At 60.6% G+C, this 26,550-nt stretch carries 31 protein-coding genes; 28 read left to right on the top strand and 3 right to left on the bottom strand.

Going from position 1 to position 26,550, the window contains the following annotated elements; all coding sequences use genetic code 11:
* Positions 1-23 precede the first annotated feature (23 nt).
* The 15 genes from ACN8ZM_RS39510 (at position 24) to ACN8ZM_RS39440 (ending at position 11,997) form a co-directional block, all read left to right on the top strand.
* Positions 24-383, top strand: coding sequence for a hypothetical protein (locus ACN8ZM_RS39510; RefSeq protein ID WP_210771951.1), 360 nt, complete (start codon positions 24-26; stop codon positions 381-383).
* A 16-nt stretch (positions 384-399) separates the two neighbouring features.
* Positions 400-720 carry a DUF4326 domain-containing protein gene (locus ACN8ZM_RS39505; RefSeq protein ID WP_089454708.1) on the top strand — a complete coding sequence of 107 codons (321 nt, stop codon included), beginning with the start codon at positions 400-402 and terminating at the stop codon, positions 718-720.
* Between the two features lie 33 nt (positions 721-753).
* Positions 754-1,314, top strand: a complete 561-nt coding sequence (locus tag ACN8ZM_RS39500; RefSeq protein WP_137962602.1) for a hypothetical protein — start codon at positions 754-756, stop codon at positions 1,312-1,314.
* Between the two features lie 119 nt (positions 1,315-1,433).
* The gene (locus tag ACN8ZM_RS39495; RefSeq protein WP_137962601.1) at positions 1,434-1,781 is read left to right on the top strand and encodes a hypothetical protein; all 348 of its coding nucleotides are present in this window, start codon (positions 1,434-1,436) and stop codon (positions 1,779-1,781) included.
* A gap of 116 nt (positions 1,782-1,897) precedes the next feature.
* A complete protein-coding gene (locus ACN8ZM_RS39490; RefSeq protein ID WP_089454705.1) occupies positions 1,898-2,110 on the top strand; it encodes a hypothetical protein in 213 nt (70 codons plus the stop codon).
* Positions 2,111-2,265: 155 nt separating this feature from the next.
* Complete coding sequence (locus tag ACN8ZM_RS39485) at positions 2,266-3,522, top strand: HNH endonuclease (RefSeq protein WP_235996079.1); 1,257 nt, start codon at positions 2,266-2,268, stop codon at positions 3,520-3,522.
* Between the two features lie 208 nt (positions 3,523-3,730).
* Complete coding sequence (locus ACN8ZM_RS39480) at positions 3,731-4,423, top strand: hypothetical protein (RefSeq protein WP_089454704.1); 693 nt, start codon at positions 3,731-3,733, stop codon at positions 4,421-4,423.
* Positions 4,408-4,671, top strand: coding sequence for a hypothetical protein (locus tag ACN8ZM_RS39475; protein WP_137962600.1), 264 nt, complete (start codon positions 4,408-4,410; stop codon positions 4,669-4,671). The genes ACN8ZM_RS39480 and ACN8ZM_RS39475 overlap by 16 nt, the downstream gene beginning before the upstream one ends.
* 279 nt (positions 4,672-4,950) lie before the next feature.
* Complete coding sequence (locus tag ACN8ZM_RS39470; protein ID WP_089454702.1) at positions 4,951-5,355, top strand: hypothetical protein; 405 nt, start codon at positions 4,951-4,953, stop codon at positions 5,353-5,355.
* An 8-nt stretch (positions 5,356-5,363) separates the two neighbouring features.
* Positions 5,364-5,750: a hypothetical protein gene (locus ACN8ZM_RS39465; RefSeq protein ID WP_175023356.1), complete on the top strand. Its 387-nt coding sequence runs from the start codon at positions 5,364-5,366 to the stop codon at positions 5,748-5,750.
* Complete coding sequence (locus tag ACN8ZM_RS39460; protein ID WP_089454701.1) at positions 5,747-6,289, top strand: hypothetical protein; 543 nt, start codon at positions 5,747-5,749, stop codon at positions 6,287-6,289. The genes ACN8ZM_RS39465 and ACN8ZM_RS39460 overlap by 4 nt, the downstream gene beginning before the upstream one ends.
* Positions 6,290-6,353: 64 nt before the next feature.
* On the top strand, positions 6,354-8,405 hold the full coding sequence (locus ACN8ZM_RS39455) for a hypothetical protein (protein WP_089454700.1): 2,052 nt from the start codon (positions 6,354-6,356) through the stop codon (positions 8,403-8,405).
* A gap of 6 nt (positions 8,406-8,411) precedes the next feature.
* The gene (locus tag ACN8ZM_RS39450) at positions 8,412-9,644 is read left to right on the top strand and encodes a hypothetical protein (RefSeq protein ID WP_235996077.1); all 1,233 of its coding nucleotides are present in this window, start codon (positions 8,412-8,414) and stop codon (positions 9,642-9,644) included.
* A gap of 290 nt (positions 9,645-9,934) precedes the next feature.
* Positions 9,935-10,981, top strand: a complete 1,047-nt coding sequence (locus ACN8ZM_RS39445; protein WP_089454699.1) for a hypothetical protein — start codon at positions 9,935-9,937, stop codon at positions 10,979-10,981.
* Between the two features lie 254 nt (positions 10,982-11,235).
* Positions 11,236-11,997 carry a hypothetical protein gene (locus tag ACN8ZM_RS39440; RefSeq protein WP_089454698.1) on the top strand — a complete coding sequence of 254 codons (762 nt, stop codon included), beginning with the start codon at positions 11,236-11,238 and terminating at the stop codon, positions 11,995-11,997.
* Between the two features lie 1,026 nt (positions 11,998-13,023).
* Here the strand turns inward: ACN8ZM_RS39440 and ACN8ZM_RS39435 are convergent.
* Positions 13,024-13,311, bottom strand: a complete 288-nt coding sequence (locus ACN8ZM_RS39435) for a hypothetical protein (RefSeq protein ID WP_143331240.1) — start codon at positions 13,309-13,311, stop codon at positions 13,024-13,026.
* Between the two features lie 239 nt (positions 13,312-13,550).
* Between ACN8ZM_RS39435 and ACN8ZM_RS39430 the strand changes: the two genes are divergently transcribed.
* The 4 genes from ACN8ZM_RS39430 (at position 13,551) to ACN8ZM_RS39415 (ending at position 16,761) form a co-directional block, all read left to right on the top strand.
* Entirely contained in the window at positions 13,551-14,612 is a 1,062-nt protein-coding gene (locus tag ACN8ZM_RS39430; protein WP_235996075.1) for a hypothetical protein, read from the top strand.
* Positions 14,613-14,732: 120 nt separating this feature from the next.
* On the top strand, positions 14,733-15,728 hold the full coding sequence (locus tag ACN8ZM_RS39425; protein WP_089454696.1) for a hypothetical protein: 996 nt from the start codon (positions 14,733-14,735) through the stop codon (positions 15,726-15,728).
* Positions 15,729-15,996: 268 nt separating this feature from the next.
* The gene (locus tag ACN8ZM_RS39420; RefSeq protein ID WP_089454695.1) at positions 15,997-16,389 is read left to right on the top strand and encodes a hypothetical protein; all 393 of its coding nucleotides are present in this window, start codon (positions 15,997-15,999) and stop codon (positions 16,387-16,389) included.
* Between the two features lie 12 nt (positions 16,390-16,401).
* Positions 16,402-16,761: a hypothetical protein gene (locus ACN8ZM_RS39415; protein WP_137962598.1), complete on the top strand. Its 360-nt coding sequence runs from the start codon at positions 16,402-16,404 to the stop codon at positions 16,759-16,761.
* A 301-nt stretch (positions 16,762-17,062) separates the two neighbouring features.
* On the opposite strand, the gene ACN8ZM_RS39410 is transcribed toward ACN8ZM_RS39415, so the two are convergent.
* Positions 17,063-18,361 (bottom strand): Y-family DNA polymerase, encoded by a 1,299-nt coding sequence (locus ACN8ZM_RS39410; RefSeq protein ID WP_089454693.1) that lies wholly within the window; start codon positions 18,359-18,361, stop codon positions 17,063-17,065.
* Entirely contained in the window at positions 18,358-18,798 is a 441-nt protein-coding gene (locus ACN8ZM_RS39405) for a LexA family protein (protein ID WP_089454692.1), read from the bottom strand. The genes ACN8ZM_RS39410 and ACN8ZM_RS39405 overlap by 4 nt, the downstream gene beginning before the upstream one ends.
* Before the next feature lie 202 nt (positions 18,799-19,000).
* On the opposite strand from ACN8ZM_RS39405, the gene ACN8ZM_RS39400 reads away from it, so the two are divergent.
* From ACN8ZM_RS39400 to ACN8ZM_RS39360, 9 genes are all read left to right on the top strand, one after another.
* Positions 19,001-19,636: a hypothetical protein gene (locus ACN8ZM_RS39400; protein WP_089454691.1), complete on the top strand. Its 636-nt coding sequence runs from the start codon at positions 19,001-19,003 to the stop codon at positions 19,634-19,636.
* Complete coding sequence (locus ACN8ZM_RS39395) at positions 19,636-20,274, top strand: RES family NAD+ phosphorylase (protein ID WP_089454690.1); 639 nt, start codon at positions 19,636-19,638, stop codon at positions 20,272-20,274. The genes ACN8ZM_RS39400 and ACN8ZM_RS39395 overlap by 1 nt, the downstream gene beginning before the upstream one ends.
* 155 nt (positions 20,275-20,429) lie before the next feature.
* Complete coding sequence (locus ACN8ZM_RS39390) at positions 20,430-20,666, top strand: hypothetical protein (RefSeq protein WP_089454689.1); 237 nt, start codon at positions 20,430-20,432, stop codon at positions 20,664-20,666.
* Positions 20,667-20,838: 172 nt separating this feature from the next.
* The gene (locus tag ACN8ZM_RS39385; RefSeq protein WP_210771950.1) at positions 20,839-21,078 is read left to right on the top strand and encodes a hypothetical protein; all 240 of its coding nucleotides are present in this window, start codon (positions 20,839-20,841) and stop codon (positions 21,076-21,078) included.
* Positions 21,079-21,087: 9 nt separating this feature from the next.
* Entirely contained in the window at positions 21,088-21,363 is a 276-nt protein-coding gene (locus tag ACN8ZM_RS39380) for a hypothetical protein (protein WP_089454688.1), read from the top strand.
* 516 nt (positions 21,364-21,879) lie between these two features.
* Positions 21,880-22,239 (top strand): hypothetical protein, encoded by a 360-nt coding sequence (locus ACN8ZM_RS39375; protein ID WP_025496241.1) that lies wholly within the window; start codon positions 21,880-21,882, stop codon positions 22,237-22,239.
* Positions 22,240-22,435: 196 nt separating this feature from the next.
* Positions 22,436-23,461 carry an IS110 family transposase gene (locus ACN8ZM_RS39370; protein ID WP_212253897.1) on the top strand — a complete coding sequence of 342 codons (1,026 nt, stop codon included), beginning with the start codon at positions 22,436-22,438 and terminating at the stop codon, positions 23,459-23,461.
* A gap of 367 nt (positions 23,462-23,828) precedes the next feature.
* Complete coding sequence (locus ACN8ZM_RS39365; RefSeq protein ID WP_371295762.1) at positions 23,829-25,103, top strand: IS256 family transposase; 1,275 nt, start codon at positions 23,829-23,831, stop codon at positions 25,101-25,103.
* A gap of 4 nt (positions 25,104-25,107) precedes the next feature.
* Positions 25,108-26,520, top strand: coding sequence for an RES domain-containing protein (locus ACN8ZM_RS39360; protein ID WP_249362480.1), 1,413 nt, complete (start codon positions 25,108-25,110; stop codon positions 26,518-26,520).
* The last annotated feature ends 30 nt before the right edge of the window (positions 26,521-26,550 follow it).

The following is a 26,550-nucleotide window of genomic DNA, read 5'->3' as shown; positions in this document are numbered from 1 at the left end:
AGTGCGGCGTCCGAAGGATTGACATGATTTCAGACGACCGAATCTTCTGGCTTGACGACATGCCAGAACCGGAAGCCCGCGAGAAGCTGGGCGGAGACTTTGCCTATGCGATCTCGCTGGGGCGAGCCTACTGCGTACGCTGTGTGCAGGAAGCCCGGCTCGCGGACGACATTGAGCGGTACGCCGCCTACCAGACAGCCGTCCGCGTCGCCCGCCTGATCGAATGGATCAACGAGCATGATCGACCTGAACCGACGCTTTTCAATGGCGACGGCACGCTGACCGTGGCGACCACTACGGTAGACGCCAGCGGCAGGACCTTCATCGAGCATGACGTGATTCCGGCGACGATGCGCGCGGCTCGCGATCTGCTCGGCTACTGACGGCCAGGGGAATCGTATGCCTGAGCGCGTGCAACTGAAGCGGACGAAGGGCTGGCGCATGCCACCGGATACGGTCAAGGTGGACCGCACGACGAAGTGGGGTAATCCGTTCGTCGTCGGCAAAGAGTCTCCGTTTCTGCCGGGTTGCATCGTTCGGGATCGTCGGCACGCCTGGAGCCTGTACCTTGGCTTCGCGCCTCTGAATGAGCGGCTCGTCGCGGCCGCACGTGCTGAACTCCGCGGGAAGAATCTCGGGTGCTGGTGCCCGAAGCCCACGCAGCCATACGAGGACGATTGCTGCCACGCGAGCGTCCTGTTGAAGCTGGCGAACGAATAGCTAGAAAGAAGCGTGATGAGGGGAAGAGAAAATATGAACGTGCGCGCAATGACAATCGCGGTAGGTGATGCCTCTCCGCTCGAATCGCCCGGCCCGGGTGAAATGGCTCTGGCCGCGACGATCGTCAGTGGTGTGCTGACGATGGTGCTCCAGTTGCCGGATGTCTCGGACGAGGATATAGCCGGCGTGCAGGGCATTCCTCATGGCCTCGCGCTGATGCAGACGCCCGATCTGCCGGTCGGCATGCTGATGCTCGTGCTGCTTACGGGCGACGACAGGGTCTGGCCGCTGGCAGCGCCGATAGCGGCTCACGTCGACGTGATGCGGGCGTGGGCAGAAGAAAGGCCGGACAGCAATGTCGTGCTCGTCATGCTGGTTGACTCGAACACGAACAAGGTCCGTGCGTTACGCACAATCGGTGCGCCGATGGATCTGTTCGATCTGATCCAGACGGGTATACGGTCGTGTCGGCGCTTCGATCCTGCGGAATTCGTTTTGCGAGCGGGTGAGATCCCGCCCGAGGACGTCTGGGGTAAAGGTCGGCGCTGGCTGCGAGACGACGAATCCGACGAGTTTCGAGGAACGGGGACCTGACCGCTACCGAAGCTATGCAACCCCAAAACCCGCATACGGGCTAACCCCTCGGCGACCAGAAACGCGTAATTTCGGTAACCAGTCGTCGCTTTGTAGTCCCCAAACCACCAGGAGAACCTATGCCTCAAGCCGCCGCTCTCGCTAATCTCGTCAATCAGACGCCAATCGATCAGTTGATCTTTGGTATGTACTCGTCCATCTGGATCCAGGTGAAGGCAGGCAGTTATACCGTCTCCGGTCGGAGCAAGGGCGATGACGCTGTCGGATCGCTGCCGGATGCTGGCGCACCGACCCTCGTGAACGATCTCGACGGAGTGCTGGGCGGTGCGGAAACCGTCGATGTGCAAGTCGGCGGCGCGGCCTACGGCATCACGAAGATGACGATTGTCGGGGGGACCGAATACACCATGACGGAACATGCCCGGATCCCGCCGGCGGCCCGTGGCGTGCCGACCGTCGTCATCTGATCGGGAAACCGCGTCACGCGGAAGTGTCCAGCTACCGGCCGGTCGCCGTCTTGCGTCGTAGCGGGCGCGGCGCCGGCGGCCGGCGAGCGCCAATTGATGCGAGGAGGGCAGAAAACATGGGCATTCTCGAAAGGGCAGCGCTCGTACCGCTGACGGCGAACGAGATATCACAGGCAAGACAGATCATCGCATTCGATGGGGTGTGCGTGGCGCATATCCAGCGGCAGCTGGGGATTGGCTGGAACAGGGCTGCTGACCTCGCTGAAGCGATCGTTGGAAGGGACGCCCTGCCGGACGTCGCGAAGAACCGCTACGCGCGGTGCTCGTGAATCGTTGAAGGTGCTGGACGGGTCCTGCAGGGAAGGGAACTCGCCGGTCGTGTCGTGCTACGCTCTGCGCCTGCAGGGATATGCGTGAACCCGCCTGGGCAGTCTGTCTGGGCGTCGACCGCGGTCCCCGTCGCTTCCAACGTGCGAGCAAGACAATGTCCAAATACGCCCCCCTCGCAGACTACCTCCGCAATCTGGACGGGAACGAGGTCACGCTCTCCTTCGAGGAGATCGAACGGATCCTCGGCTTCTCCCTTCCTGAGACCGCCAGCCGGTTCAGACCATACTGGTCAAATTCCGGAGTGAAAGACGGTCATCCGGGCCGGCTGTGGCGCGGCGCCGGTTGGCGCCAGGTCCGTCTCGACCTCACTGGCCGGCATGTCTCCTTCCGCCGCGCCGATGCGATGACATCCGACCTGGAAGGCCTGAAGCCGCAAACCAAGGGGCTGCTCTACGACCTGTTGCAGGATGCGGGTTTTTCGGTGGAGGAGTGGCATCGCACCTCGCATGGCGACCCTGTCGAAAATTACAGGTCCAACCCGCGGTTCTGCTACGAATGGTGCTTCGGCTCGGTGAGCGAGGGGTTTGCCATGTGCTTCTGGTACGAGAACCTGACAACCGATCCACTCGGCCGGATCGTCTTCGACGGCAATGTGCGGGAAACGCTCGATGCCCTGTTGGTGATCGCGAGAGACGATGCGTCCGACGCTTCAATGCGCCTGCGCGCGCACGATCAGGCGGCGCGGGCCAAAGCCCTCGATGATGCAATTCACGAGTCGTTCCGGAGGGGGCTGGCGGCGCGTGTCATCCTCTGCGAAGGCAATCGCCGCCGGGTTGACGAGCTGGGAAAGAGTGCCTCGTCGGTCGCACGACGGCATCTCGACGTCGCGGAGTGGTACGTCCACGCTTACGATAGCCGTACGGGTGACTGCCTTGTCGTGAGAGAGGTGGAACCGGAGGATTCGGGCGGCGCCGCTGACGGCGACGTCGAGTACGACGAGGACGCAACTTACGACGAGGTCCAGAATCGCGCGATCAAGACGCGGCGCGGGCAGCAGCGGTTCCGCAGGCAATTGCTCGACGCGTACCGGAAGAGCTGCGCGGTCACCGGCGCCCGCGTGGTGGAACTGCTCGAGGCCGCGCACATCGTGTCGCACTCGCTCATGACGGACTACTCGACCCGAAACGGCCTGCTGTTGCGCACCGACATCCACACCCTTTTCGATCTCAACCTCATGTCGGTCGACGAGCGGTGCGTCGTCCATGTCTCCAGGACGTTGTCCAACACGGACTACTGGCAGTATCACGGAAAGCGCCTGAAGACCATTCCGGATCGGTCCGAGGACCAGCCCTCGGCAATGGGCCTGGCGCGTCGCCACGAAAGCTTCCGCGAAGCTGAAAGCGACCGATAGTCGCACCGCCTCGCGGCGAGCCCGCCGTCAATCGCGGATAGATTCCTGGTAGGAACTTGGGGTATATTGGAGTCTCACTTCGACGGTAGCTGGGCCGACAGCCAGCCAGCGGGATATCCCGCGATTCAATCGCACGTCAATGCACATCCAACCCAGCGGGGCAGATTCCCGTTGGGAGCCTGCTTCGCAATTTTTCAGGAGCAGGTCTATGAACAATTACGTCGGATCGGTCCAGAAGCTTTCTGGGCGAGCCATTAAGCGGATCGAACGGGTAGCAGAGACACCCAGCACGATCCTGCGAGACGCCTTGCTTGCGTCGACCCGGAAAGTGAATTTTGGGGCATATGTAGATGAGTGGCCCGATCCCATCGCTCAGGATATTCTTCACTCGCGAGATTTTTCTGCGCTTGTGAACCGCATCCACGAGATCGGAGTCGTGACGTTGGAACCTCTGGGCGGCGGCGCGTCGTCGGTCGCGTTGAAGGCTGGCGAAGACAAGGTGCTGCGATTGGGCATGGGCGATCTTGCGATTCGTCCGGACATTCCGGAAGTGTTGCAGACGCTGGCAAGCGGCACCGTTGGATACCTCCGGTATGAGCTCACGGAACGCGCGGATACCGAATCCGTTTCCGATGCGGATGCATTGCGGATGCGTGAGGTACTACGCACGAAAGGCTTTGATTGGGGCGAGATGGGTGTGGACAACATCGGCCGTATCCATGGCCGTGTCGTTGTGTTCGATCCAGGTGGAATCACTCCGATCGCAAGCCGTTCGAGCGATGTCAAGCCGAGCGTGAGTCGGGAGTCGAATGCGGAAATTCTCACCCGACTTCGCTGGGATGCGTTCCAGATTGGGGAATCACTTGCGTACACTGGAGAAGCAAAATGCAAAACCCAATGACGCTTGACGATCTGGATCTTCCGGCGGCCAGTATTCCGGTTTCGCTACGCGGCCGGCTCGAAGTCGAAATGACGGACAACAGCTATCCCCAGGTCGGCATCACGCACGACGGCGTCTTCATTACCGAGCCGTACTTCGACGTTGGTATGGCTGATTCTGCCGTCCCGAGCGACTATGGACTGACCGCAGAGGAGGCGGACTTCATCGTCGAAACCAATCAACGACTGGCTTCTCGACCGCAAAGTTGACGATTCGGCCAACCGGTAGCATCTAACCTTAAACCATGCCCGCTGCGCCCCCTTGGGAGCAGCGGGCTTTTGTTTTTTCGACGCCCAGCGGCAGGTACACTTTGCACGTCATTTCCTGATAGGAAGTATATTGGATGCAGATTCGAACACGGTAAATCAGGCCACCTGTACGGCTCGCGCGGTCACCTTGATTTGCCTGGCACAACGGGTATCGTGGGCTTCCAACTCGGGGTGGCGGAATCGCCGCCACTTGCGGCAATGCTCACTGAGAAGAGGTCGATGGATACGAACATCAAGAATGCGCCGCAGCGCATATATCTGAACGTCGGCGATCTGCCGCCCGGTGAATTCGAATTCGCAGGCCTCCACGAAGTTTCGTGGTGCGCCGACAAGCAGGGTGACAGCGACATCGAATACGCGCTCGTTGCTCCCGCCCCTTCCGGCTCCCAACAGGAAGCGGGGAAGGCATTGTCGTCGGAGGGTCCGCTGGAGCGTCCGTTCAACGACGTCATGGCCGAGATATCGGCCGTGCGCCCGCTGGTGGACAAGTTCATCCAGGCTCGCGGTGGCGACATCAGCGGCATCAGCTATGCGGATTTGCTGGCGTTCGCCTCATCGGTCCGTCGCGAGACGCTGTCCGGCGATCGCGCGGCGGTGCACGCCGGCAGTCTGGATGATGCGTAGAGGATTGTATGGTGACCATCGTTTTCGATCAGCCGGGCGATTTCGAGGCGAGCAACGCCGCCGAGAAGTGGTGCCGCGAACGCGGGATCTCCGTTGGCGAGATGCAAGGCCCCGCGCCGCGCGGTCTGCTGGTGGGCGAGTTCTGGATTGCCAAGTGGCGCAACCTTACCGCTGCCGAGAAGCGCGCCCTCAACGGCCGGATGACGGGCGACATGCGTCACGGGCCGGTCACGATAAGGTTCGACGGCGATGAGCACGGAAATCCGGTCGGGAAGCAGCGTGAGCAAACGAACCGCACGAATGGTAGCCACTTCCCCATAAACGGGAACCAGTCTGACACTGCACCAGGCGCGACACTCGCCGCCAACGTGCATGCATCGGGAGACAAATCTTGAACCTGCGCATCCTGAAGAAGCTGTCGAAGCGCGCCGCGCCGTTGCTGCAGCTACTTGGCGATGAGCGCGAGCAGTTCCGGGCGGATGACTCGTGCAAGTCATTCACCAATGTCGGCGGACACGATTTCAAACATTGGGACCGGATGAGCGTCCCTCACGGCAGACGGGACCACGGCTCATTCAAGTACCAGCCCAAGCACGGGCGCAACTGGATCGTGATGAGCGAGCCCTGGCAGCCGTGGAAGGGGACGGTGATGGTCGGCGAGTCTGTCGGCTATTACGAGCCCGAGTGGGAAGAACACACGGCATGGGAGGCGCTTCAGCGGGCTGTGATCGAGCACTACACCGACTGGAACGAGGACGGGCCGATCGCGCTCCGCACGTTCGACACACCGAGCGACTACTTCCGCGCCGCGCACGAAATCATCGCTGCGGCCGCGCGGGCACAGCAACAGCAGGCCGCGGCCGATCGAGCGCGCGCGGTAGCTTCTCCGGTTGGCGCCGGCGCGTCCGTGGCGCGCGAGCAGGCCTTGATTTGAGGGGCTTCCCCGGTATCGTGGTCTATGAACCCCCGGATGGTCCGGGTCAACACCAATCGATGAAATGAACGCGACCGACATTGCGCAGGCATTGAAGCACCTCGACTGGACGGGTGTCCCGATCGGGAACAAGGCGGTTATCCAGCAGGCGATCACGGCACTGGAACAGGCGTCGTTGCAGTTCCCGGGCGAGGCGGTCGGCTACGTCACACCCGAGGTGGCAGGCGGCTCGAAAGACTGGGAGCAGGCGACGTTGCTGGATGCTCCGGAGGGCGTCAGCACCGAGCCCCTGTATGCTGGGCCGGTCACCGCCGCCGCGGCTGTCGCGATCGCACGAATCGACGCGCACGCGAAAGGCCTCGGGGAGGCGCTGCACGTCTGTCTCGACAGGGTCAACGAATACGAAGCGCGCGAGTGGGCGGGCGATGCGAGCGGCGCCCGTGCTTGTGTGCATGTCATCGAGAGGCTAATACGGGAGCTTCCGGACGAGCGCGACGAGGCCATCTCGCTGAGCGAGCTCGCTCAGCGCGTCATCGAATACGGCAATGCTCGTGAGGCGCGCGACGCGAACGCCATCCAGGCGACGTACCACGCGATTCTCGCCGCGCTCCCCTGCGCTGCGGCCATGCGCGACGCCGGCGGACAGACGGTGAGCGCCGACGGTCAGGCACTGCGCGAGCTGGTGGCTCGGATCCGGAACGCAACGTACAGCCACGAAGCGCTCACGCTTGGTGCGGAGGAGGTTGGCGTGCTCGAGCGATGCGCCGGCCTGCTCGTGGAACCGGTCACCGAACCGGAGTTCACCGATTGGGGCCGCGCCGCGCTGGTTTGGGTGCTTTACCACAACCTGGACCGCCGCAGCCCGATCGGCCGCGCCATCCGGTTCGCGCTCGGCATGGGCGAGTCGCAACCGCTCAACGCGGTTCAGGTCGGCGAGGCGCTGCGCTGGGCGCAGTCGACGAACACACCGGCGGCCCGCGGCGCGCAGGTTTTCGACACGAAGGGGTTCTATGTCGCGCTGAACGCCGTGCGTGAGCAACGAGACGTGCAGTGGAAGCAGGTCACCAACGAAAGCGGCGTCACCAGCACGCAGTTGACCCGGCTCGCCATGGGGCGACGTCTGGAAGACGAGCCCACGCGCAGGCTCGCCCATTGGGCGAATCTTCGCCTCGCCGACTTCGACGGCTCGGCGGCGATTCCCGACGAGATCCAACGTGACCTCGAGCGGAACGACTGGACGCCCGAGGCGGCGCTGCGCTGGTACGCCGCCGGCAAGCACTTCGATACGGTGGCCGGGCGCACGCGCATCATCGATACCGGCGCCGTGGCTTCGATCGCGCTAAAGCGCACGGACGCTGCCTATCACGCGTTGAAGGGCGCGGACGCGAGTTTCCCGGCTCCGGATCCGGCGCACGACGGTGAGCGCGTGGCCCTGACGTTCGCCGAGTGGCGCTGCACGCACGCGGACGAGATCAGCGACGAACAGGCGGCTCGAGACGCGTGGGATGCCGTGCAACGTGCGGCTGACGCACGTGGCGGCGTGCCGAGCCTGCAGCAGATCTGCGACTACTTGCATGGGCTCGATGCCGCGCGGCGCGAAATGGTCGAGCGAGAAGCTCGTGAGCTGGCCGCCGGTAGCGCGTCGGGAGCCCAGACGATGGCGGCGCGGGGTGAGGAGAATCGGGCGATCTACGTGAGCGCCGAGAATCTCCGACTCTTCGACGCGGGGCTGTACAGCATCTTCGACGTCGGTCTGGAGACGCCCAACCGAACGATCCGCCTGTATCGCGCGGCCGCGCTGCCGGTAGCCGCTGGTGCGGCGCGCAAGGTTACGCTCTGGGAAGCGTTCGAAATGGGCTTCTCGTTCCGCAGCGCACTGCTCGGACACGTCCTGGACGGACGGGACGTCGGCCGTTTGACGACGTGCGAGTTCTGGGCCGAGCCGATGCTTGGCATGCACGAAGGCACGGATCTTCACGTCGGGTTGAGCGTAGGGCAGGCCATCGTGAGGCTCAAAACCGAAGTGCGCCGCCGCCTGGATGCGCTTGACGCCGCTTCGAACGAAAGCGTCACGACGCCTTCCGCCAAGACAACCGCCGCAACTCAACTGGATTGACCCGCGATGAATACGACCCAACTGCCTGAATCGCGAATCGAAGCAATCATTTCGAAGGCCTGCGGCCAATATCGCACCGGCGACAGCTACACGTTCGAGGACGTCTGGAACTGCATCGAAGCGGCGCTTGCCTCTGCCAACGTGAAAGTGGGATCAGTGCCGGTCGGCTTTCGCACCCGCGTGCCCGGTTTTGACTGGACGCCGTGGATTACGGACGATCAAGCCACGATCGACAAAGCGATCAACGATGCGCACGATCACGGCTTCGAAGGCGAAGTGCTTTTCGTCGAATCAGCAGCCTCTGCCGAGGCGACGCTGAACGATGCGCGCGTGAATCTCGAACACACCATGTGGCGCATCGCGACGCATGGAGAGCCGCAGATTTCCGTAACGGATGACGCGGACGAAGCGCGTGCACCCATCGCCAGAGCAGAGCGCAAAGCCTTCGAATATGGACTGCAACGGGGATATGCGCTCGCCTCTGCCTCGACCGTGCCTACGGGAGCCGAGCCCGACGAGACGCTCTCGTCCAAGGCCAGGGCTTTTCTCTACCCCGATGTTTCCGATCTGGTGGCCGCGCAGCACGCCGGCCACGCGGCGCGATACCTCTGTACGCCCAACGCCGGCGGCGAGGGCGTCGTGATCGATCGGGCGCCCGATTCGTTCGAGCTCCGGGAATGCGCCATCGTCGAACTTCGGGCGGACGAGCCGTCCGTCCTAGCGCTGGTGCAGAACGCCATCCGAACTGCGAGCCGCGGCGGTGACATCCTCCGGTGCGCGCAGACGGCGGCGAGGGCCATCGTGCCGCTCTTTGCCGGTACCGCCGTAGCGGAACAGGCAGTGGTGACCGGCCGCGAAATGTTCGCCTGGCATGACGATCCTGCGAACACGGGCGTCGGCCCTTACTGCCAGCCCGGCGATCGGCGCGATCCGCGGTGGTTGCTCATGTTCGACGATGCGGATCGAGGTCTGGCCATCTACGAATCCGAAAAGGAAGGGCGTGAGGCGTTCGCACACTCGGAAGGCCGTGGCTGGAACTGCTGGCTGTTCTCGCCCACGCCCCGGGTGGCATCGCAAGCCGAGGTGACAAGCGAGGACACAGTGCGCAAGATCTTCGCTGCGGCAGGAAGCAACGCGTGGTTCGCGTCGGACCCACTGAGCGCTGCCGAAGTGGTTCGCGTGGCCCGTGCAACGATCACCGCCGGACCCGTGAAAGCCGAGTCGATGGACGAAGGTTGAACCACGAACCAGAAACGGTGCAGGGAGGATTGTTGGGTTGGCCTGCCGTCCAGAGGTCGGTGCTTCTCGACTGCAGCTCACCCAACCGGAGTAGGCACAATAACTTCAAATTCCCATCACGAAGTCAGGTGCTATATACTCGTCCCGCATAGGGAAGACCGGTCCCTACCTCCCACGTCATGGTGAAGCCTCAAGCAGGCCCGGTGCAGCAAAATTTCGCCGATTTCTCAGACCCCAGAGAATGCCCGGCCAAGTGGGAACGCAGGCGTTCAACCTACTGGAGTCCGTCCATGCGTACCTACTTTCGCAACACGAAGCGACCAAAGCTTGTCGCGGAAAGTCTCACCGCCGCTTTCCCCAATCTCCAATACGCTACTGCGCTTGAATGGGTAGCGGAGATCTTCGGGTATCGGAACTGGCATGAGTTGCAGAGCTCTGTCGACGAGTTTGCAACGCCTACGCCTCTTTTCAATCAACTCGATCCTGACGCAGAGGATTTTGAACGGTTGCATGAGCTCTACGAGCACCAAGTCGAAAAGCTGCAGGAGCTTCTTGGCGACGAAGCCCCCTTTGCCGAAGACGTGGCGGCCTGGACGCTTCGTGCGGACAATCATTCGATTCTGAGGCGTCCCAAGCGGCTGATTGACGTGCCGAATGGCACGCCACGGCTTCAGACTTTTGCCGCCGACGATCGCTTTTTCTCTCGCGAATCCCCAGGTGTCGACTACGGCTCGAATAATTACGGGAAGGGTGAATGCTTCGCCTGCTACGAGAGCCTGCCGCGGGACTTAGACGCGAACGCGTTGATCGCGAAATTCGTCGAGCGAACTCGGGCTGCGCGCGGCGCAAGCGTGGCCGCTATTGTGGAGAAGGTGTGTCGGGCGGAGGTGACGTCGCCAGTTGTCGAATGCGATGTGAGTCTGTCGTCCGTCATTCAATACAAGGATGTCCGCCTAATCTTGGTGGACAGGGAAACCAAGAATATTTGCGGATGTGGCGTGTTTCGGATTGGAATCTATGTTGGGTCGCCACGGAAGGGCTGTTTGCTCACGTGCGACGCCAAGGCTGTAGTGATCGAAGACGGATACGACTACCTGAGCCTTCAGCTTGGGACGGTCGTATCTATGTTCTTTCAGTACTCGTACGATGTCACGAGGTGGATGCAATACGGTGAAACCATCGAATCGATAGAGGTCGAAATTGATGAGGACGCCACCGATCAGCCGGAGGCGACTGAGGTATTGGACGCCGTGCACGAACTTTGGAAGGACGAAATCGACGAGCGCATACGCGAGAGAGCGGACCGCAGATCGCTTTCGCAGCGCAGAGCCCGGTGACGGTAGACACTCGACCGCCGGGCACGCCCTGATCGGGACGACCGCAGTTTATTCCCGATCCGGATAATTCCCATCAGGAAGTCGAGTGCTATACTCGGACCGCTTTCCATCGGTAGCTGGTCCGTTTTCCAGCCTGCTCGGTCGACTCCTCGTCCGTGCTTCGTGTTGCCGCCTGCCGGCATCTTGTCTTTCCCTCTGGGGCTCCGTTCCCCAAAGGGATCGGTTTGCCTCTATTTGTCATTCAGGAGCAAACCATGTTGAAATTCGCAATGCCCCCGATCGCCGCGAAGGCGCTGAATATCTCGGGAGAAGCTGGTCCCGAGATTGAAGCGCATGGGAAACTGCCGGAGGATGAGCCCGCGATCGAAAGCTACTGCCAGCAAGTTTGTGGTGGTGGTGAATGCGGGACGGGTACGGTTTGCCAACACGGGATCGACCCGACTACCGAATTGCCAGTAGTCTCATTTGACGGGAAACTACCGGAACGAAAGGTGTCGCTCGCCAGTATGTCGCTCAAGTTTCAATTGCCTGATGACTTTGGGGCAGGTTGGGACTACAGGCGGGTGATTTGCTATCCGCAAGGCCATGCCTATGCGGGAAGCTACGATCGTGACGAAATCGGCAACTTCGCCCACGACGCTCTTGGCCGTATCGAGGGCTTGTCGGAAAGCGCCTTGTACGTGGGAGCCAATTGCAACGCTACGTTCGAGGTCGACTCCCTGGCCGAGGCGAATGGCATCGAAACGGCTCTTCAGAGGATCGTCGACGCATTCCCGGTTCGCCCCGAGCGTCACATCGATATACGTGGCGCTAACCATTGGGATAGCCGCGTGAGCGAATACTTTGACGACCAAGAGAACTCCGTGGTCGAAGATGTGCCATTCCGGGCCTATCTGGTGCAGCATGTGCCGTTGTCCAGCGAACACGCCGCAATCGATGGCGCGTCCACCGATGACGTGCTCGCGGAGTACGGTATCTGTGCCAAAGCATCGGCATCGATCTCGCCGCGCCCGTAAGCGCTAACCAGCAACTCACGCCCGCCACGCCTCTCTTCGGAGAGCCTGGCGGGCGTTATTTTTTGTGGGTTCCGGTCACAACTCTGGCCGCGGAATTTTCCGGCATAGCGAGGCATAGGACACGGAAAACAGGGCGACGAAACTCTCGCTAGCGGCTATCGCGCTACTCGACCAGGCCGGATGCAACGAAGTTCTCGACGACTTTGTTGTCATCGGCACAACCGACGTGCGCGTGCTGCTATCGAGCCGCGCCGTCGTCGATCTGAATCAACAGGCTCGCGAGCGGGCCGATGACTGAACGGAAAATTGAACGTAGCGTCGTGCTATCCATATCCTACGTACAGGAAACCGAGCTAGATATGGACCAGATGCACTCTCTTCACTTTTGACGTCGGGATTCTTGACTATTGCAACAGATATTAAGCCATTGATTTATAAACAAAAATGTAAATTTTCAACGTGAGTTTCTTGCATCAGGTGCAGGAAACAGCCGTTTCCTGCACCTGATGTGGGTTCCGTCAAAAAAAGCTAAAATTCAAGTGGAATCAGTGACTTAGCGCGCAACGCCAATCCTGAACGGTCGATCTCGCTTTCCCGCATTGGATGTCGGATACTGACATTGAACGTTAGTTTCTAGCATTTCATGTCGCGTCAATAGTCAACAGTCACGTTCTCGTTCCCCCGAGGTGCGCAACCGTGAAGCTGGCCAAGCAGTCCGCTGCGACCGATCGCAAAACGGAGCGAGCCATTGCAGCGCGGCCGTCCGCGGAAGCCCTTCTGGTCCGTCAAATGCTCGACTGCGGAGCAAGTGCGGACACGTTCTGATAGGGACGTCCGCCGCAAGTTTTTCCAATCAGGATGATTCCCATCAGGAAGTCGAGTGCTATACTTGGAACCGCTTTCCATCGGTAGCTGGTCCGTTTTCCAGCCTGCTCGGTCGATTCCTCGTCCGTGCTTCGTGTTGCCGCCTGCCGGCATCTTGTCTTTCCCTCTGGGGCTCCGTTCCCCAAAGGGATCGGTTTGCCCCTATTTTTCATTCAGGAGCAAACCATGTCGAAATTCGCAATCTCCCCGATCGTCGCCATTTCGTTCGCCGTCGCAAGCATGCTCGCCGGCGGAAACGCCTTCGCGCAGCAGGCCGATCAGCAGGCGATGCTTGGCGGGACCGGCACTGTCGTGCGTGTCCGTCTCGTTCCGGCGCCGGTCCCGCAAGGGAACCATGCCGTTCAGGCTGTATCCGCGCAGGATCTCGTCGAAGTCAGCGTGCGCGCAAGCGACGGTGAGTTGTACAGCGCGACGGCGGATCGCGTGCATCAGCCGCGCCTCGGTGCGTCGGTCAGGCTGGTCAGCTTTGGTAACGGCCTCCGCGTAGCGGAGTGACGGCGCCTGGCTTCAGTCGCAGGATGGGGCCGCAAGGCCCTCTTCCTTTGTTGTGCGCCCTTGCTGGGCGTGCATGGAAAGGGGAGTCAGTGTCCTGAAAGTCCTCTTTCTATAACCCTTGCGGGGAAGCGCTCCCTGCCGGGGCGCTTCTCACACACACGGTGGAGAAGTAAATGGAACAACAGCAAATGCCGGAAGGAGCCACGGTTGCTCGGTATCGTGAAGAGCAAATTCGGGAGAATTTCGGTTCGCCATCTGAATTCCTGGAGACGATGGAACACGGCGATGCACGGAAATTGCCGGAAGTGGGCGATCCCGTTGAGGTCAACATTCACGGGGAACTCATCAAGGGTGTTGTGACAGGTCACAGCACCAAAGATGGGAAGCCGGTGATCGACTTCGAGTACAACCACGTCCCGAGCGAAAGGTCGAGAGTAGCGTTCAAGTGGGCATGGCTCGACCAAGTCGTCTCGTTCGGCGCAGCAGTCGACAGGAAACTGCTGCAAACGACCGATCGTGTACGCTTGGACTGGCATGAAGGTACATCTGCCGATAACACGCCGTTTGTCGGACTGCTTTTGACCACCAAAGCGGCCTACGATGAAGGCGATTCGGCGGATGCACCGGATCTGATTCAGTTCGAGATATCAGTCGGCGATAAAGCAGCGGCGGAAGCAGTCACGGAACTCTTCAGCCGGGTTTGCGAAGCAGCTAACGCCTCCGACCCGGCAACGAAGGACGATGCCATTCGTGCTGCTGTAGCGTTCGTAGACGGACTCAACGCAGACGCGTATTCCATTCGATTGCGTGGCCTGTTGGACATGCAATTGGACCGGAAACTGCATGAGCCTCGCAATTCGCTTGTGGAGTCCATCGGGATAACCGACCTGGAAGTCGTGGAAGGCGCCGAACGGATGGCGCGCGTCCTGCTGAAGGCCTGGGGTTTTGAATTCTCGGGCGAAGCAGTACGGAAGAGCGAAAACCCTCGCGCAATCTCGGCTTGGAACGTCGTTTCCGCGATGCTTGAGGAATACAACGGCACTGACCTGTCCAGTGCGGTCGACTCCGTCGATTGCGGTGTGCAGGAGGTTTCGCAACCGGATTCGGTGACGCAAGGTTCGACTCCGGATCCGTTGCAGATGCTGCGCAATGCCCTCCGCTTCAACGAGCTTGGCAAACGCCATGAATCGGCCGAGGCCATCTCCGCCGCGATTGGCGTGCTCGAGAGCAAGTAATCGACTCGCTATCCGTTGCCCCCTAGCGGGGCAACGGGTCTCGAGTGAATTTTCAAACCCTCGCGGGGACGCTCCCCGATCGTGGGGAGCGCTTCTTGCAATCAACTTTGGAGAAGCAGCATGAATCAAGTGAAATTGCCGGAAATCGTCTGGGTGTCCAACGGTTTCGCTACGGAAATCGCGAAGGTGGATGGAGTTGCGATCGGTCACGTAGCGCTCCGCGGCCGTCCGGATTACGACGACGCATACGAGGTGGTTCTTTACAACTCGGAAGGCGAAAAGAACTCGTGGTCCGGGAAGCCGGATCCGGCAGCAACTGCCCATGTGGGCCCCGAGCAGGACAAGGCGACATTCCTGAAGATGGTCGAAGAGGCGCTGGAACGCGGCACGCCCAGCGACGTTTTGACGATCATGAAAAGGAACGGGCAGCGCAATGGCTCCTTCCCGGAGCGCGTGCGATTCAACTGGGGCTTTCACGATGGCACGGCCGAAGCGGAACGTGCGGCGGTCAGGGACATGGAGGGTCATCAGGATCGCGCCTATGCGCACGGCTATGTCCGTGGCGTACTGGCGTGGAAGAACCTGGGATTCCGTCCCGAGACGAGCGATGAAGCATGGTCAGCCTACCAGAACCATCCCTTCGCAGGACAGGCAACGGGGAAACTGCCGGAAGTTACGGTGGCCACACCCGCGCATTTGCCGAAGACCTACCGCGTCGAAGTGACGGGCGGCGGCGATCTGGATAACCAGCCTCGGGTCGCAATCTTCGAGGTGAGTGAGGCGTCGGCCCGGGATATCGTCAAGCTGTCCTCGGTGGTCAGAGCCAACGATCTGTACACGGTCGAGAAGCACGACTGTCGTGCTCAGTATCTTCAGTACGATCCGGAGACTGATCCTGAAGACGCACTGGATGCGGGCGAAGAGAATTCCGTCCGTTCCGAGTGCGACATGCTGGTGGTTACCGATGACGAGTTTTTCTTTCGAGCCGAAGTGAAGCACACGGACGTTCCCGTGAAGTGCGCGTCACAATCGATCGCGGAACTGGCGGCGCACTTCGCCATTCCGTTCGAGAACCCGAGGCACATGCAGGGCAATTCGTCTTCGCCCACCATGTAATCCATCAACATGAAGTTAGCCCGCCGTCTGCTCCGAAAGGAGCACCGGCGGGTTTTTTATTGGTGCGTCCAGTTTGCGAAATTTCGAAATTTCGCAAGTTCGTGTCGGGGAACATTCGAGCTGCCCGCGCGTACGTCAGAAAGAGGCCCGAATAGACGCTCATTCCGGATTCCTGCGCGGAAGCGGCGTCAATAGAATTTTGGCCAAGGGTGCCTGTCGCTGCCGAGAACAGCGACACGCCCATATCGGATAACTGACAGGAGCGTGAATGCAACCGGAACACCTTTGGAACATGCTCGTGGGGACCACCATCACGGATTCCGTGATGTCGGGGTATGCGACTCGCGTCGGCCGGCGGCCCATGCCGCAAAGGCTGAAAGAATTCCTTGACCTCCGCAATCTCCCGCCTGACAGATGGACTGACAACGACCGCGCGCTCGTGGAAAGCGTGCGCGGTCTGGCGAAGGTACTGATGCACGGACCGCTCCTGCAGGAAGACGTGGCCTCGATGGGTATCGGCCTCGGCGTCTCGAAGGAACTGATGGTCTGTCTCGCCGCATTCGCCGAACCTGGGGAAGCCTCAGACGAAGACGGGGTCAGAACGGACCATCCGACACAGAACACGCGTGACGTCATGCTCTCGAATCTCCGAGTTCTCTGACGGAGCGAGACGATGAATTTCGATTCGATTCTCAGACGGTTAGGGCTGGTTCGGCACAAAGACCTGACTGCACAACTGAACTTTTCTCGCAGCGTCGGCAAGCGTTTGGATGAACATCGGGAAGTGGTCGAAACGCTTTCCCAATCGTCGTTTTTCGATGAGCATTGGTGGCACGCGGGTCATCTTGCGACTCAAGATGACTACCTCATGCGACTGTATTTCATGGTTCATGGTAAATGGCCGGTGGATGATCCGGCGAGCGGCCATCGTGGCTTTCAACGGAACGGCGAGTACGTTCGGCCACGCCCGCCCGTACTCGGCCAATGTCGCTTGCCTGAGTTTAAGGTCGCCAAGGCAGGGGAAAGTCGATGATTTCGTCGCCCCTGCTGTCGATCGAGGCAGAAAGCGAAAGGCGCCGATCCGCATGTATCTCTGCACGTTTGTCGTTGTAGCAGCAATCGTCCTGCTGAAAGTCATTGGCATTGATGAGTTGCGTAGCTTGGAAAAACAGCTTCCCAATGAGAAGCTGTTATGCCATACTGAAGTCCTCTCAGGTTCTAGCACGGCCCTCGGATTGGCTAGAACACTTTTGAAGCGTCGCGCTGGAAAGTGCGACGCTTTTTTTTTGATTCGTCGTACCGCCGGCGTCATCGCCTGTCCCGAGTCGTGCAGCCTAAGCACGTACGATTGGCAGTTGGTTCCAATCGGTCGTGTAGGCTGGTGTTAGCCGCTCAGGTCGGTGCCGCCACTCCTGCGCGAGTCCGGCGCCGGCTAACTTCACGGTGCCGCGACCAAAGCGCGCGTTCAATGCGTCGACAGTCTGCATCAGCGCTTGCGGATCTCGGCCATTGCCCGTCATTGTCGGCTCGTCGGCCCCGAACAGCTCCAGTTGCTCGACATCAACCGAACTGAGGTCGAACAGCATCACGCCCGCTTTCGCGTAACGCACCCCTTGCCTGAAAATCCCGCGTAGCGCGTATCGTGCGGCTTGGACGATCTGCCGGGTGTCTTGGGTTGCCGGTGTCAGCCGGATCGAGGTCGACGCGGAGAAAGGTGCTTCCCGCTCCCGAAACGGGCTGTTGCGAATGAAGACCTGCAGTGCGCCCGCCCGCGAGCGCTGCGCGCGCAGACGGTGCGCAGCGCGCTCAGCAAATTCCGCGATCGCCTCGGCGAGTTCGGCTTGCTCGAGCACGGCGCGGCCGAACGAGCGCGACGTCATGATCTGCTTGCGCGGCGCAGTGTCCGCGCCCAGGTCGATGCAGGGCGTGCCGCGCAGCTCGCGAACAGTCCGGGCAAGAACCACCGAAAACTCACCAGCGATCGCCTCGGGGTCGGCGCGTGCGAGGTCCAGTGCCGAAGCGATACCCAGTTCGCGCAGCCGCGGCGCTAAGCGCGGCCCCACACCCCATACGTCGCCGACGTCGACTTCCCTCATCAGGGTCGCCAGCGCACCGCGCGGCATCGCAGTGAGGTCGCACACGCCGTTCCAGTGCGGCCGCTTCTTGGCGACATGATTGGCGAGCTTAGCCTGGGTGTAGGTTGAACCGATGCCGACGCACGTTGGGATGCCGACCCATTGCAGCACGCGAGCGCGCATCTGTTGCGCGTAGTCGGTCAGGTTGTCACGTATGCCGTCGACGAACAGAAACGACTCGTCGATGCTGTAAATGTGCTGGTCGGGCCCGAATTGCCCGATGATAGCCATCATGCGATCGCTGATGTCCGCGTACAGTTCGAAATTCGCGGACAGTGCGACGAGGCCTGCGTCGTGCTCGAGGTGGCGAATCTCGAACCAAGGCTGGCCCATCTTGATCCCCAGCGCCTTGGCTTCTGCAGTGCGTGCGATCGCGCAGCCATCGTTGTTCGACAGAACGATCAGCGGCCTGCCGGCGAGCGCCGGGCGGAACACCCTTTCGCACGAACAATAAAAGGCGTTTCCGTCAATAAGCGCGACGGGGCGCGACGTTCTCATGGCAACGCCTTGATGCAATACGTCGCCACACCCCATATTTCGAGCACGTTACCGTCTCGTGGGCGGATGTCCGGGAACGTGGGGTTGGCAGCCTGCAGTTTGACGATGCCGCCGCGCTGATAGAGCCGCTTGACGGTCAGTTCTCCGTCGACCACCGCCACGACAACATCGCCGTGGCGCGGTCGCACCGCGCGATCGACAATCAGGCGGTCACCGTCGTCGATGCCGGCGTCGCGCATTGATGGGCCGCTGACGGTCAGGAAATAGGTCGCAAGCTGGTGGCGGATCAAGACCTGGTTCAGGTCGATGCGCGAGACGGCGTGGTCCTGCGCGGGTGACGGGAAGCCAGCCGGAACGCGCGCCAGGACTTCGGCCACGGGCACGGGCTTGCCACAGTCGATCTGCGGCACGGTGTTGGGATCCGGGGTGGCGGACATGGCGAATCCTTGGGGCACTGTACAAAAACACAGTATTCTGCACCAAGAGATGCCGGGCGAGAAATTTCGCATTGCAGACGCAGCATTTTTTGCCGATATGCCCTGAACGGTGATTTCGTCCTCGTACCCAAACTCTCTAATCTTGCGATTTTGACGACGACAACTATAATGTTGGCAGAGTCGCAAATTTTGGGAGGGAGTCATGATTCAAGTCCATGAAGACTCAAACACGAACGTAGTGTTGAGCCTGCCGCTCCCGAGCGGCACCGATCCGGTCGTTGCTTCCTCGCTGCAAAAGGGGATCGAAGAGTTGCTGGTTGTCCTTCTGGCCACGCCTCAATGGGAAACAGGGCTGTTCCAGCGCGCGGATGAAATCGCCCGGGTTTTTTCGGGCCTGTCGGCGCCGGCGGCACCGTTGATCGAGGAGCGTATCCGGCGCCAGAAGACCATGCGCGAGGTTTTCGCGCGGGGAGACTGGCTCACGGCAGAACAGATCAATGCGCTGCAGGCGACGCCCCCCACCAACAAGGCTCAACCCGCGAGTGACTGGAAGCGGCGAGGGCGGGTATTTGGCGTGACGTTCAATGGCAAGGAATACTTCGCGGGCTACCAGTTCGACGCGATGTGCCAGCCGCTGCCCGTGATCAAAGACATCCTCGAGGCGCTTGGGCCAGTGGAAGATGCGTGGAAGATCGCGGCGTGGTTCCATTTCCCGAATGGATGGATTGCCGGGCGAGGCGTACATGAGGCCGAACCGGTTGCACCGCGGGACGCACTCGACCGTCGAGATGACGTCGTTGAAGCCGCCCATCATCTGCACGGGGAGTATGTCGCCTGATGGCCGGCCTGCACGCACCCGGCGCTGCGGAGCCGTTCACCGTCCTGCCGATTTCCCGGGAGGATGTACCCGTTTGGTATCACGCGTATTGCACTCACCCTCACAGCACGTCGGCGACCACGTTCTCCGAAGGCTGGGGCAATACGCGGTTCGCACCGATCAATCTTCTGGACGGCTCGCCCGTCCACACGTGGTACGGGGCGAGCTCGTTCGAGTGCGCCATCATGGAGTCGCTTTTCCACGATGTGACGCTCAATCCGCCCGGGGTCTTCTATCTTGACCGCTTGACGCATTACCGGATCGCGAAGGTGCTTCTGCCTGATTCGATCCAGTGCGTTAGCTTCCATACGCCGTATCTGCCCGCCCTGGAGCTGACGCGGGCCGATTTGATCGACAGCATTCCGGCCAAGTATCCGCAGACCCGCCAGTGGTCGCAGGCTGCACACGATCAATGCCCGACGGCGCACGGGATTGCGTACGGATCCCGCAGGAATGACGCGGGCCGGTGCGTCATGCTTTTCGGGCAGAGGCTGTCATCACCCGGTCTCCACGTTCTCGGCGATGACTCACTGGCGGTCGATCCGCTCCGGAGCAAGGTATTGCAGCTGGCGGACAGCCTGAAGATCTCCGTCATCTGACCGACGGCCCTCGCATGGGCACTGTTTCGCAGTCCGGCAACAGCGAAGAGGCACGGCCCATGCGATTCGTTGCTCCCGTCGGAGGAGCTTGATCCAGGCGCGCTGTTCGGTACAGTGTCGATTCGAAACGCGCTTAGGCGACGAAGGAAAATGCGATGACGCTTCCGATCAGACCGCAGAAGAAGGTGAGGCGGATTCACCTGGCCAACGATACCGGAGGTCGATCGCGCTGCCGCTACACATCCAGGCCGAGCGTGCGCGCGAAGTTTGTTCCGCTGGCCGAATTCATGACGTTGCCGCAGGAGGTGCGGTGCGTCGAGTGCGAACGGAAGGCAAAGGACGCAGATGGCGGTGCCGCGCCGTCCGTATATCGAGGAAAATCGGAGCAGTAACGATGCGCGCGGGGATGTTCATTTTGTCATGCATGTGATCGTAGTCATTGGTCACGCCAAGCGGCGCGGGCTCTACGGGTGGGCCACAACATGGGCGATCGCGACCGGAGGTGTGGTCTGGTTTGGCATCGTGAAATTCTGAACCACCAGTTCGGGGATTGAAAGGAAACCGATGGAAGCAATCTCGCCCAAGCTGACGGACGCACAAGTCCGCGTCATGCGATGGCTGTCTCGTGGTTGGCCGGCCGAGCCGGGCGCCGGGTCAGCCGTGATGGTGAACGGCGTGCGTATCTGCAACGTGGATACGATGCAGGCGCTGTATCGAGCTGGTTTCGCAACCCGTGACAATCAGGGATGCTGGCGAGCGACGCCGTCAGGTTTGGCGCTGCGTGACCGGCTCCAACAGGAATAGGAACAATCAATGAATCTGTTTAAGACAGCAGCACCGGCGATCGGCGACTGCGAGCGCGAAGGTCGCGCCGCATTTCGCAAGCACGGGGTCACAGGGCAAACGAAGCACGACTACCCCGACGGTAGCGTGCAGAAAGTGGCATTTCTCGATGGCTTCTCGGAAGAGAGGTTCCGGGCAGGCGAGCGTGCCCTCGATGAGGCTCGCGCATATCGCGCCCTGACGGTACGTGATGCTACTAAGGATAGGGCGTGGGCTGAAAAACTCAGTTCGGGAATTTGCCATTGAAGGCTTATGTCGTAGAGGCCGGCAACGGCAGACGCTGATCGAGGAACAGTGATGGCGACGCCCGGGCAAATCTTTCCGGAATTTTGGCTTGGCTGCGGATGCGGTGAAGCGGTGTTCGGGGGCAGCACGAAGCGCGAAGCATCTACCTTTGGTAAAGCGCATGGTTGGACATGGACTCGCGCGACGGGCTGGCGCTGCCCTGGTTGCTCAGCGCCGCCCGCGACGGCCAAGGAATAGGAAAAAGCGTGACGAAACCTCACAGCATAGATGTGTCCTCGAGGGGAGATATCGTATGGGTGACAGCGCACGATGGCTCGTGCGTTGGACGCTTCAGCAAGCGCTTCGGGATCGATGTGCATCGAACCGTGACGGAGCAACTGGAGGGGGCCGATCAATGCCTGCATTGTACGCATGAGCCAGCCGGGGAAGCCGAGTGGAGAGCGTTTCGTGAGGCGGTTCTCCAACACCACGGGATTGATGTTCCAGTCGACGTGATCGATTTTTGAATCGGAAAGCATGAGCGACTTCTCAACTATCAAAATTTCGCGTGACTGCGAGCATTTTCCCGCGGCAGCTCGCGCGGGCGAGCAGTTTCAGTCGAAGGATATGCCGGACGACGATGAGCTCACCTGTTGCGTTGATGGAGATATCGACGAGACAGGGTTGTTCGTCCGTATCGACACGAGGGGGCGATTCTGGAACCCTCGCCTGAACGACTGGATTCATCTGCTCGGCGAGCGTAGCGGGCTTGAATTGGTATGCCGTTTCGTTGATGGCCGAGTCGTCGAAGTCCGCGACGGGTATGGCGTGATCATAGAAGATGGCTCGGAGTTGCCGGGTGCGTACTGGTCTCCGAGCGATTGGGTTCGGCTTTAACGGAACGAGTCATGCCGAGGATTTGCCACGAATGTGTCGGCGAAGCTTATCTTTCCGCCGAAATCGCGAAATCTGAGGACCTATCCGAATGAAAGGGACTTCCCCGTCCCGAGGCAGCGGCGGAAGCCGCGAGTCGGCATCGAAGTGCCATGATGGAGTGTCGAAACTTCATCAACACCAACAGGAGGGGAAGTCCGTGCCAATTGTCACCGTCGGGATCGATCTTGCCAAGAATGTGTTTGCCGTCCACGGCGTGGATGAGGCCGGCAAAGCAGTGTTGATCAAGCCACGTGTATCTCGCGACCAGCTGAGCGCATTGATCGCCCAGTTTCCGCCGTGTGTGATCGGCATGGAAGCGTGTTCGGGAGCACATTACTGGGCGCGCGTGTTCCAGAGGTGCGGCCACACAGCGAAGTTAATGGCGCCAAAGCTAGTTGCGCCATACCGGATGTCCGGCAAGCGCGGCAAGAATGACGCGGCTGATGCGGCCGCCATTTGCGAGGCGGTGACACGACCCAGCATGCGTTTCGTGCCGCTCAAGGACGAGCACCAGCAAGCGACGCTTTGCCTACATCGGACGCGCCAAGGATTTGTCGAGGAAAGAACAGCGACCTACAACCGGTTGCGAGGCCTGCTCTCGGAGTTTGGAGTGGTTCTACCGCAGAGTCCCGAAAGGCTACGGCTAGACATCACGACTCACATGGATTTGCTGCCTGGCTGGGCACAGCGGTGCATCAGCGATTTGCTGGAGCATGCCGGCAACATAGAGGACCGGCTGGGTGAATATGACCGCGCGATTGCCGAGATTGCCCGAGAAGATGAGCGCAGCAAGCGACTGATGCAATTACGCGGCATTGGTCCGACTACGGCCAGCGCTTTGCTGGCCAGCATTGGCGCTGGGCATGACTTCCGGAATGGCCGACAGGTCGCGGCGTGGCTTGGGTTGACGCCAGGACAGCACAGCAGTGGCGGCAAAGCCCGGCTGGGTAGCATCACGAAAGCAGGCGACGCGTATCTGCGTAGCCTGCTGGTTCTCGGAGCCCGTGCCGTGATGGCCAACCTGGGCGACAAGCAAGACCGGTTCAGCCGATGGATCAGAAATTTAATGGAGCGTCGCGGTTACTGGCGGGCAGCCGTCGCCATCGCCGCCAAGAATGCACGGATGGCTTGGGCCGTGCTGAAGTACGGCGACGATTTTAGGCACGGGCCGGTGGCGACGTGAGGCATCGGACCAATCTGCCAACTATTCACGTGAAAACCACGATGGTACCCATGACAGGATAAAAGATCACTTTGCACTGCCAGCGGTGATGTGAAGCGGGTTGGACCCGCGCGGGGCATACCTGGACAAAATACTGGGAGTTCAATCCCGATATCCGAACGAGGCCCTCGCGCGCGTCTTTCATCAGGGTCCGGACCATTGGTCCAATATGACCGCTTGTAGTACCGCAGTCCTTCACCTTCTCACTTGCACCAGCGAAGCAGCGCAGTACTTAAGGTTTCAAAGAAACGTTGAGCTTGCGACCAACGGGGAGCCCTTGTAGTCATTTTGTGGGCGGGGCATATCATGAGGTGTAAAAGCCATGGATATGCCGATGAAGAAGAAAAGACAAACCGTAGCGCGTCAGGCAGCGGCCCGCGGGCCGCTGCCTGAGTTGCCCAAGGAACTGCTGGACCAACTGGTCAAGGGGCCGATGACGCCGACCGAGGTCCAGGATCTGATGCTGGCGTTCAACAAAGCGATCATCGAACGCGCAATGGGCGCCGAGATGAATCTGCATTTGGGCTACCCGTCCGGCCAGTCCAAGCCTACCGGGCAAGCCAACGAGCGCAACGGCGCCAGCGGCAAGACGGTCATCACCGATCGTGGCCCGGTTCGGGTCGAAGTCCCCCGCGATCGCGACGGCAGCTTCGAGCCGATTCTGATTCCCAAGCACGAGCGCCGCTTCACCGGCTTCGACGAACGCATCATCGCGATGTACGCCCGCGGCATGAGTGTGCGCGAGATTCAAGGGTTTCTGGCCGAGCACTACGGCACCGAAGTGTCGCCCGACTTCATCAGCTCGGTCACCGACGAGGTGATGGCCGAGGCGCTGAGCTGGCAGAACCGCCCGCTCGAGCCAATGTACCCGGTGGTGTTCTTCGATGCGCTGCGGGTCAAGATCCGCGACGACGGCGTGGTCAGCAACAAGGCCGTCTATCTGGCCTTGGGCATCCAGGCCGACGGCCAGCGCGACGTGCTGGGCCTCTGGATCGAGCAGACCGAGGGCGCCAAGTTCTGGCTCAAGGTGTTCAACGAACTCAAGACGCGCGGCTGCCAGGACATCCTGATCGCCGTGGTCGATGGCCTGAAGGGGCTGACCGAGGCCATCAGTGCAGCCTATCCGCGGACAACCGTTCAGACCTGCATCGTGCATCTGATCCGCAACAGCCTCGAGTACGCCAGCTACAAGGACCGTAAGGCGCTCGCCACAGCCCTGCGCCCGATCTACGCAGCCGCTAGCGAAGAGGCGGCAAGGCAGGCGTTACAGGACTTCGCCGACGGCCCGTGGGGCGAGAAATATCCGACCATCGTGCAATCGTGGCAGCGCGCCTGGGAGCACGTCATACCGTTCTTCGTGTTTCCGCCGGAGATTCGACGGGTCGTGTACACAACGAATGCCATTGAAAGTCTGAACATGCAACTGCGCAAGATCATCAAGACCCGTGGTCACTTCCCCAATGACGAGGCGGCGATCAAGCTGCTCTGGCTGGCGCTGCGCAACGTGCTGGCCAAGACCGTGCGGGCCGCCTTCGACTGGAAATCAGCGATGAACCAGTTTGCTATCCTGTTCGGCGAGCGATTCACGCAGGCGCGTGGATAACCTGTTGTTCAACCGCCTCGCCCACAAAAATGCGGACAGGTTCAAATCTGATGAAGTGGGCGCATGCGACTACTGCGGCCAGACGTCGCCATCCCTGTCTATCGACGATCTCGCGGAGCGTATCGAAACAGCATTCGAAGACCACTATATCCGCACGCCGGACCAACCAAACTCGTGGCAGGAGCGCCTGCTTGCAGACAAAGAGTCGGACTACGAATGGGACCGCGAAGGAATTCCGGTGCTTGACGCCATCGTCGAGGCCGCGCTGATTCCTCAGAGGGCTGCGGAGGACGTTCTCGCAATCCTTGAAGAACGCCACGGGGACTTTGACATGGACGCTATGGGTGAGGAATCCGAGTTCTCATCCGACTCCTATTACGAGGAACGAGGCCCCGATTATCGCGGGTGGCAAGACGAGTGGCTGGGCTTTGTGAATTCGTTAAAGACTCAAGCGCGGTTCTTCAGTCTCTCTGCCGCCACTCACCTCACAGAAGTCTTTGGCGATATCGACAAGCTCAAAACGCGAAATGCTCGCCCCGTGGTCGTCAACGCTGGGCCGAAGACCTCTCTCGATCACCTCTATCGCGCCCGGGTGTTTCAGACGGATGGATCCCTTGAAGAAGCCCTGCGCCTGCCTGACCGACAGCTCGGATCTCCGCCGCACAAAATGGCGCGAGCCGGGCGCATGAACGCTCAGGGGATCTCGGTCTTCTACGGCGCGACCAATGCGTCGGTGGCGCTCGCAGAAGTGCGTGCGCCGGTTGGAAGTAGAGTCGCCGTCGCGAAGTTTCGCATTACCCGGCGCTTACGTCTCCTCGACCTGACCGCGTTGAAAGGCGTACACGTCGTGGGCAGCATTTTCGACGCCTCGCTGAAACATCGCCTCGAGCGGGCCGCGTTCCTGCGGACCCTAGGAATGTGGATGGCACGGCCCGTCATGCCAGACGATGAAGCGATCGACTATTTGCCGACTCAGGCGGTTGCCGACTTCTTGGCAACGATGAACGAGCCGCGCCTAGACGGGATCGTCTTCCCTTCTGCTCAAACGAAGGCCGGGCGCAATGTCGTCCTATTCCATCACGCGGCCAAGGTGGCGGACTCAACACTTTCGAAAGATGCGGAGATCACGGTCAACTTGGGACAGTGGAGTGATGATGGCTGGGAAATCGATTATTCGGTCCTGGAAGAGATGCCACCACAGCCAGGAGCCAAACGATCAGATTCTGATGGAGGGATATTGGACACGCTGTCTGAATATCCCGCCGAGCCGGCGCGGTGGGACGACGATTTCCGCGAAGTGGCGCTCGAGCTCGAACGGGATTCGGTGAAGGTCCACCACGTGAACTCAGTCAAGGTTAGCACTACGTCCTACTCAGTTCGCCGTTCCCGCTTTGAGAAGCGAAGGCAAAAGTTCTAGCAACTCTCGCGGACGCCTTATTTATGCCCC

It is taken from the genome of Burkholderia aenigmatica (assembly GCF_048627025.1).
Taxonomy (GTDB): Bacteria; Pseudomonadota; Gammaproteobacteria; order Burkholderiales; family Burkholderiaceae; genus Burkholderia; species Burkholderia aenigmatica.
Note: the sequence above shows the minus strand (reverse complement) of the source record. Positions and strands in the feature narration are given on the sequence as shown.

Bases quoted from the DNA above. Each gene is read 5' to 3' on its own strand.
- ACN8ZM_RS39395 (WP_089454690.1), top strand. From the start codon at position 19,636: ATGGCCGGCCTGCACGCACCCGGCGCTGCGGAGCCGTTCACCGTCCTG.
- ACN8ZM_RS39410 (WP_089454693.1), bottom strand. From the start codon at position 18,361: ATGAGAACGTCGCGCCCCGTCGCGCTTATTGACGGAAACGCCTTTTAT.
- ACN8ZM_RS39435 (WP_143331240.1), bottom strand. From the start codon at position 13,311: ATGCACGCGATCCGCCGTCGCGCTGTACAACTCACCGTCGCTTGCGCG.
- ACN8ZM_RS39490 (WP_089454705.1), top strand. From the start codon at position 1,898: ATGGGCATTCTCGAAAGGGCAGCGCTCGTACCGCTGACGGCGAACGAG.
- ACN8ZM_RS39425 (WP_089454696.1), top strand. From the start codon at position 14,733: ATGAATCAAGTGAAATTGCCGGAAATCGTCTGGGTGTCCAACGGTTTC.
- ACN8ZM_RS39455 (WP_089454700.1), top strand. From the start codon at position 6,354: ATGAACGCGACCGACATTGCGCAGGCATTGAAGCACCTCGACTGGACG.
- ACN8ZM_RS39470 (WP_089454702.1), top strand. From the start codon at position 4,951: ATGGATACGAACATCAAGAATGCGCCGCAGCGCATATATCTGAACGTC.
- ACN8ZM_RS39465 (WP_175023356.1), top strand. From the start codon at position 5,364: ATGGTGACCATCGTTTTCGATCAGCCGGGCGATTTCGAGGCGAGCAAC.
- ACN8ZM_RS39480 (WP_089454704.1), top strand. From the start codon at position 3,731: ATGAACAATTACGTCGGATCGGTCCAGAAGCTTTCTGGGCGAGCCATT.
- ACN8ZM_RS39405 (WP_089454692.1), bottom strand. From the start codon at position 18,798: ATGTCCGCCACCCCGGATCCCAACACCGTGCCGCAGATCGACTGTGGC.
- ACN8ZM_RS39510 (WP_210771951.1), top strand. From the start codon at position 24: ATGATTTCAGACGACCGAATCTTCTGGCTTGACGACATGCCAGAACCG.
- ACN8ZM_RS39485 (WP_235996079.1), top strand. From the start codon at position 2,266: ATGTCCAAATACGCCCCCCTCGCAGACTACCTCCGCAATCTGGACGGG.
- ACN8ZM_RS39365 (WP_371295762.1), top strand. From the start codon at position 23,829: ATGCCGATGAAGAAGAAAAGACAAACCGTAGCGCGTCAGGCAGCGGCC.
- ACN8ZM_RS39420 (WP_089454695.1), top strand. From the start codon at position 15,997: ATGCAACCGGAACACCTTTGGAACATGCTCGTGGGGACCACCATCACG.
- ACN8ZM_RS39500 (WP_137962602.1), top strand. From the start codon at position 754: ATGAACGTGCGCGCAATGACAATCGCGGTAGGTGATGCCTCTCCGCTC.
- ACN8ZM_RS39375 (WP_025496241.1), top strand. From the start codon at position 21,880: ATGAGCGACTTCTCAACTATCAAAATTTCGCGTGACTGCGAGCATTTT.
- ACN8ZM_RS39380 (WP_089454688.1), top strand. From the start codon at position 21,088: ATGAATCTGTTTAAGACAGCAGCACCGGCGATCGGCGACTGCGAGCGC.
- ACN8ZM_RS39475 (WP_137962600.1), top strand. From the start codon at position 4,408: ATGCAAAACCCAATGACGCTTGACGATCTGGATCTTCCGGCGGCCAGT.
- ACN8ZM_RS39385 (WP_210771950.1), top strand. From the start codon at position 20,839: ATGGAAGCAATCTCGCCCAAGCTGACGGACGCACAAGTCCGCGTCATG.
- ACN8ZM_RS39400 (WP_089454691.1), top strand. From the start codon at position 19,001: ATGATTCAAGTCCATGAAGACTCAAACACGAACGTAGTGTTGAGCCTG.
- ACN8ZM_RS39445 (WP_089454699.1), top strand. From the start codon at position 9,935: ATGCGTACCTACTTTCGCAACACGAAGCGACCAAAGCTTGTCGCGGAA.
- ACN8ZM_RS39415 (WP_137962598.1), top strand. From the start codon at position 16,402: ATGAATTTCGATTCGATTCTCAGACGGTTAGGGCTGGTTCGGCACAAA.
- ACN8ZM_RS39440 (WP_089454698.1), top strand. From the start codon at position 11,236: ATGTTGAAATTCGCAATGCCCCCGATCGCCGCGAAGGCGCTGAATATC.
- ACN8ZM_RS39450 (WP_235996077.1), top strand. From the start codon at position 8,412: ATGAATACGACCCAACTGCCTGAATCGCGAATCGAAGCAATCATTTCG.
- ACN8ZM_RS39495 (WP_137962601.1), top strand. From the start codon at position 1,434: ATGCCTCAAGCCGCCGCTCTCGCTAATCTCGTCAATCAGACGCCAATC.
- ACN8ZM_RS39430 (WP_235996075.1), top strand. From the start codon at position 13,551: ATGGAACAACAGCAAATGCCGGAAGGAGCCACGGTTGCTCGGTATCGT.
- ACN8ZM_RS39390 (WP_089454689.1), top strand. From the start codon at position 20,430: ATGACGCTTCCGATCAGACCGCAGAAGAAGGTGAGGCGGATTCACCTG.
- ACN8ZM_RS39505 (WP_089454708.1), top strand. From the start codon at position 400: ATGCCTGAGCGCGTGCAACTGAAGCGGACGAAGGGCTGGCGCATGCCA.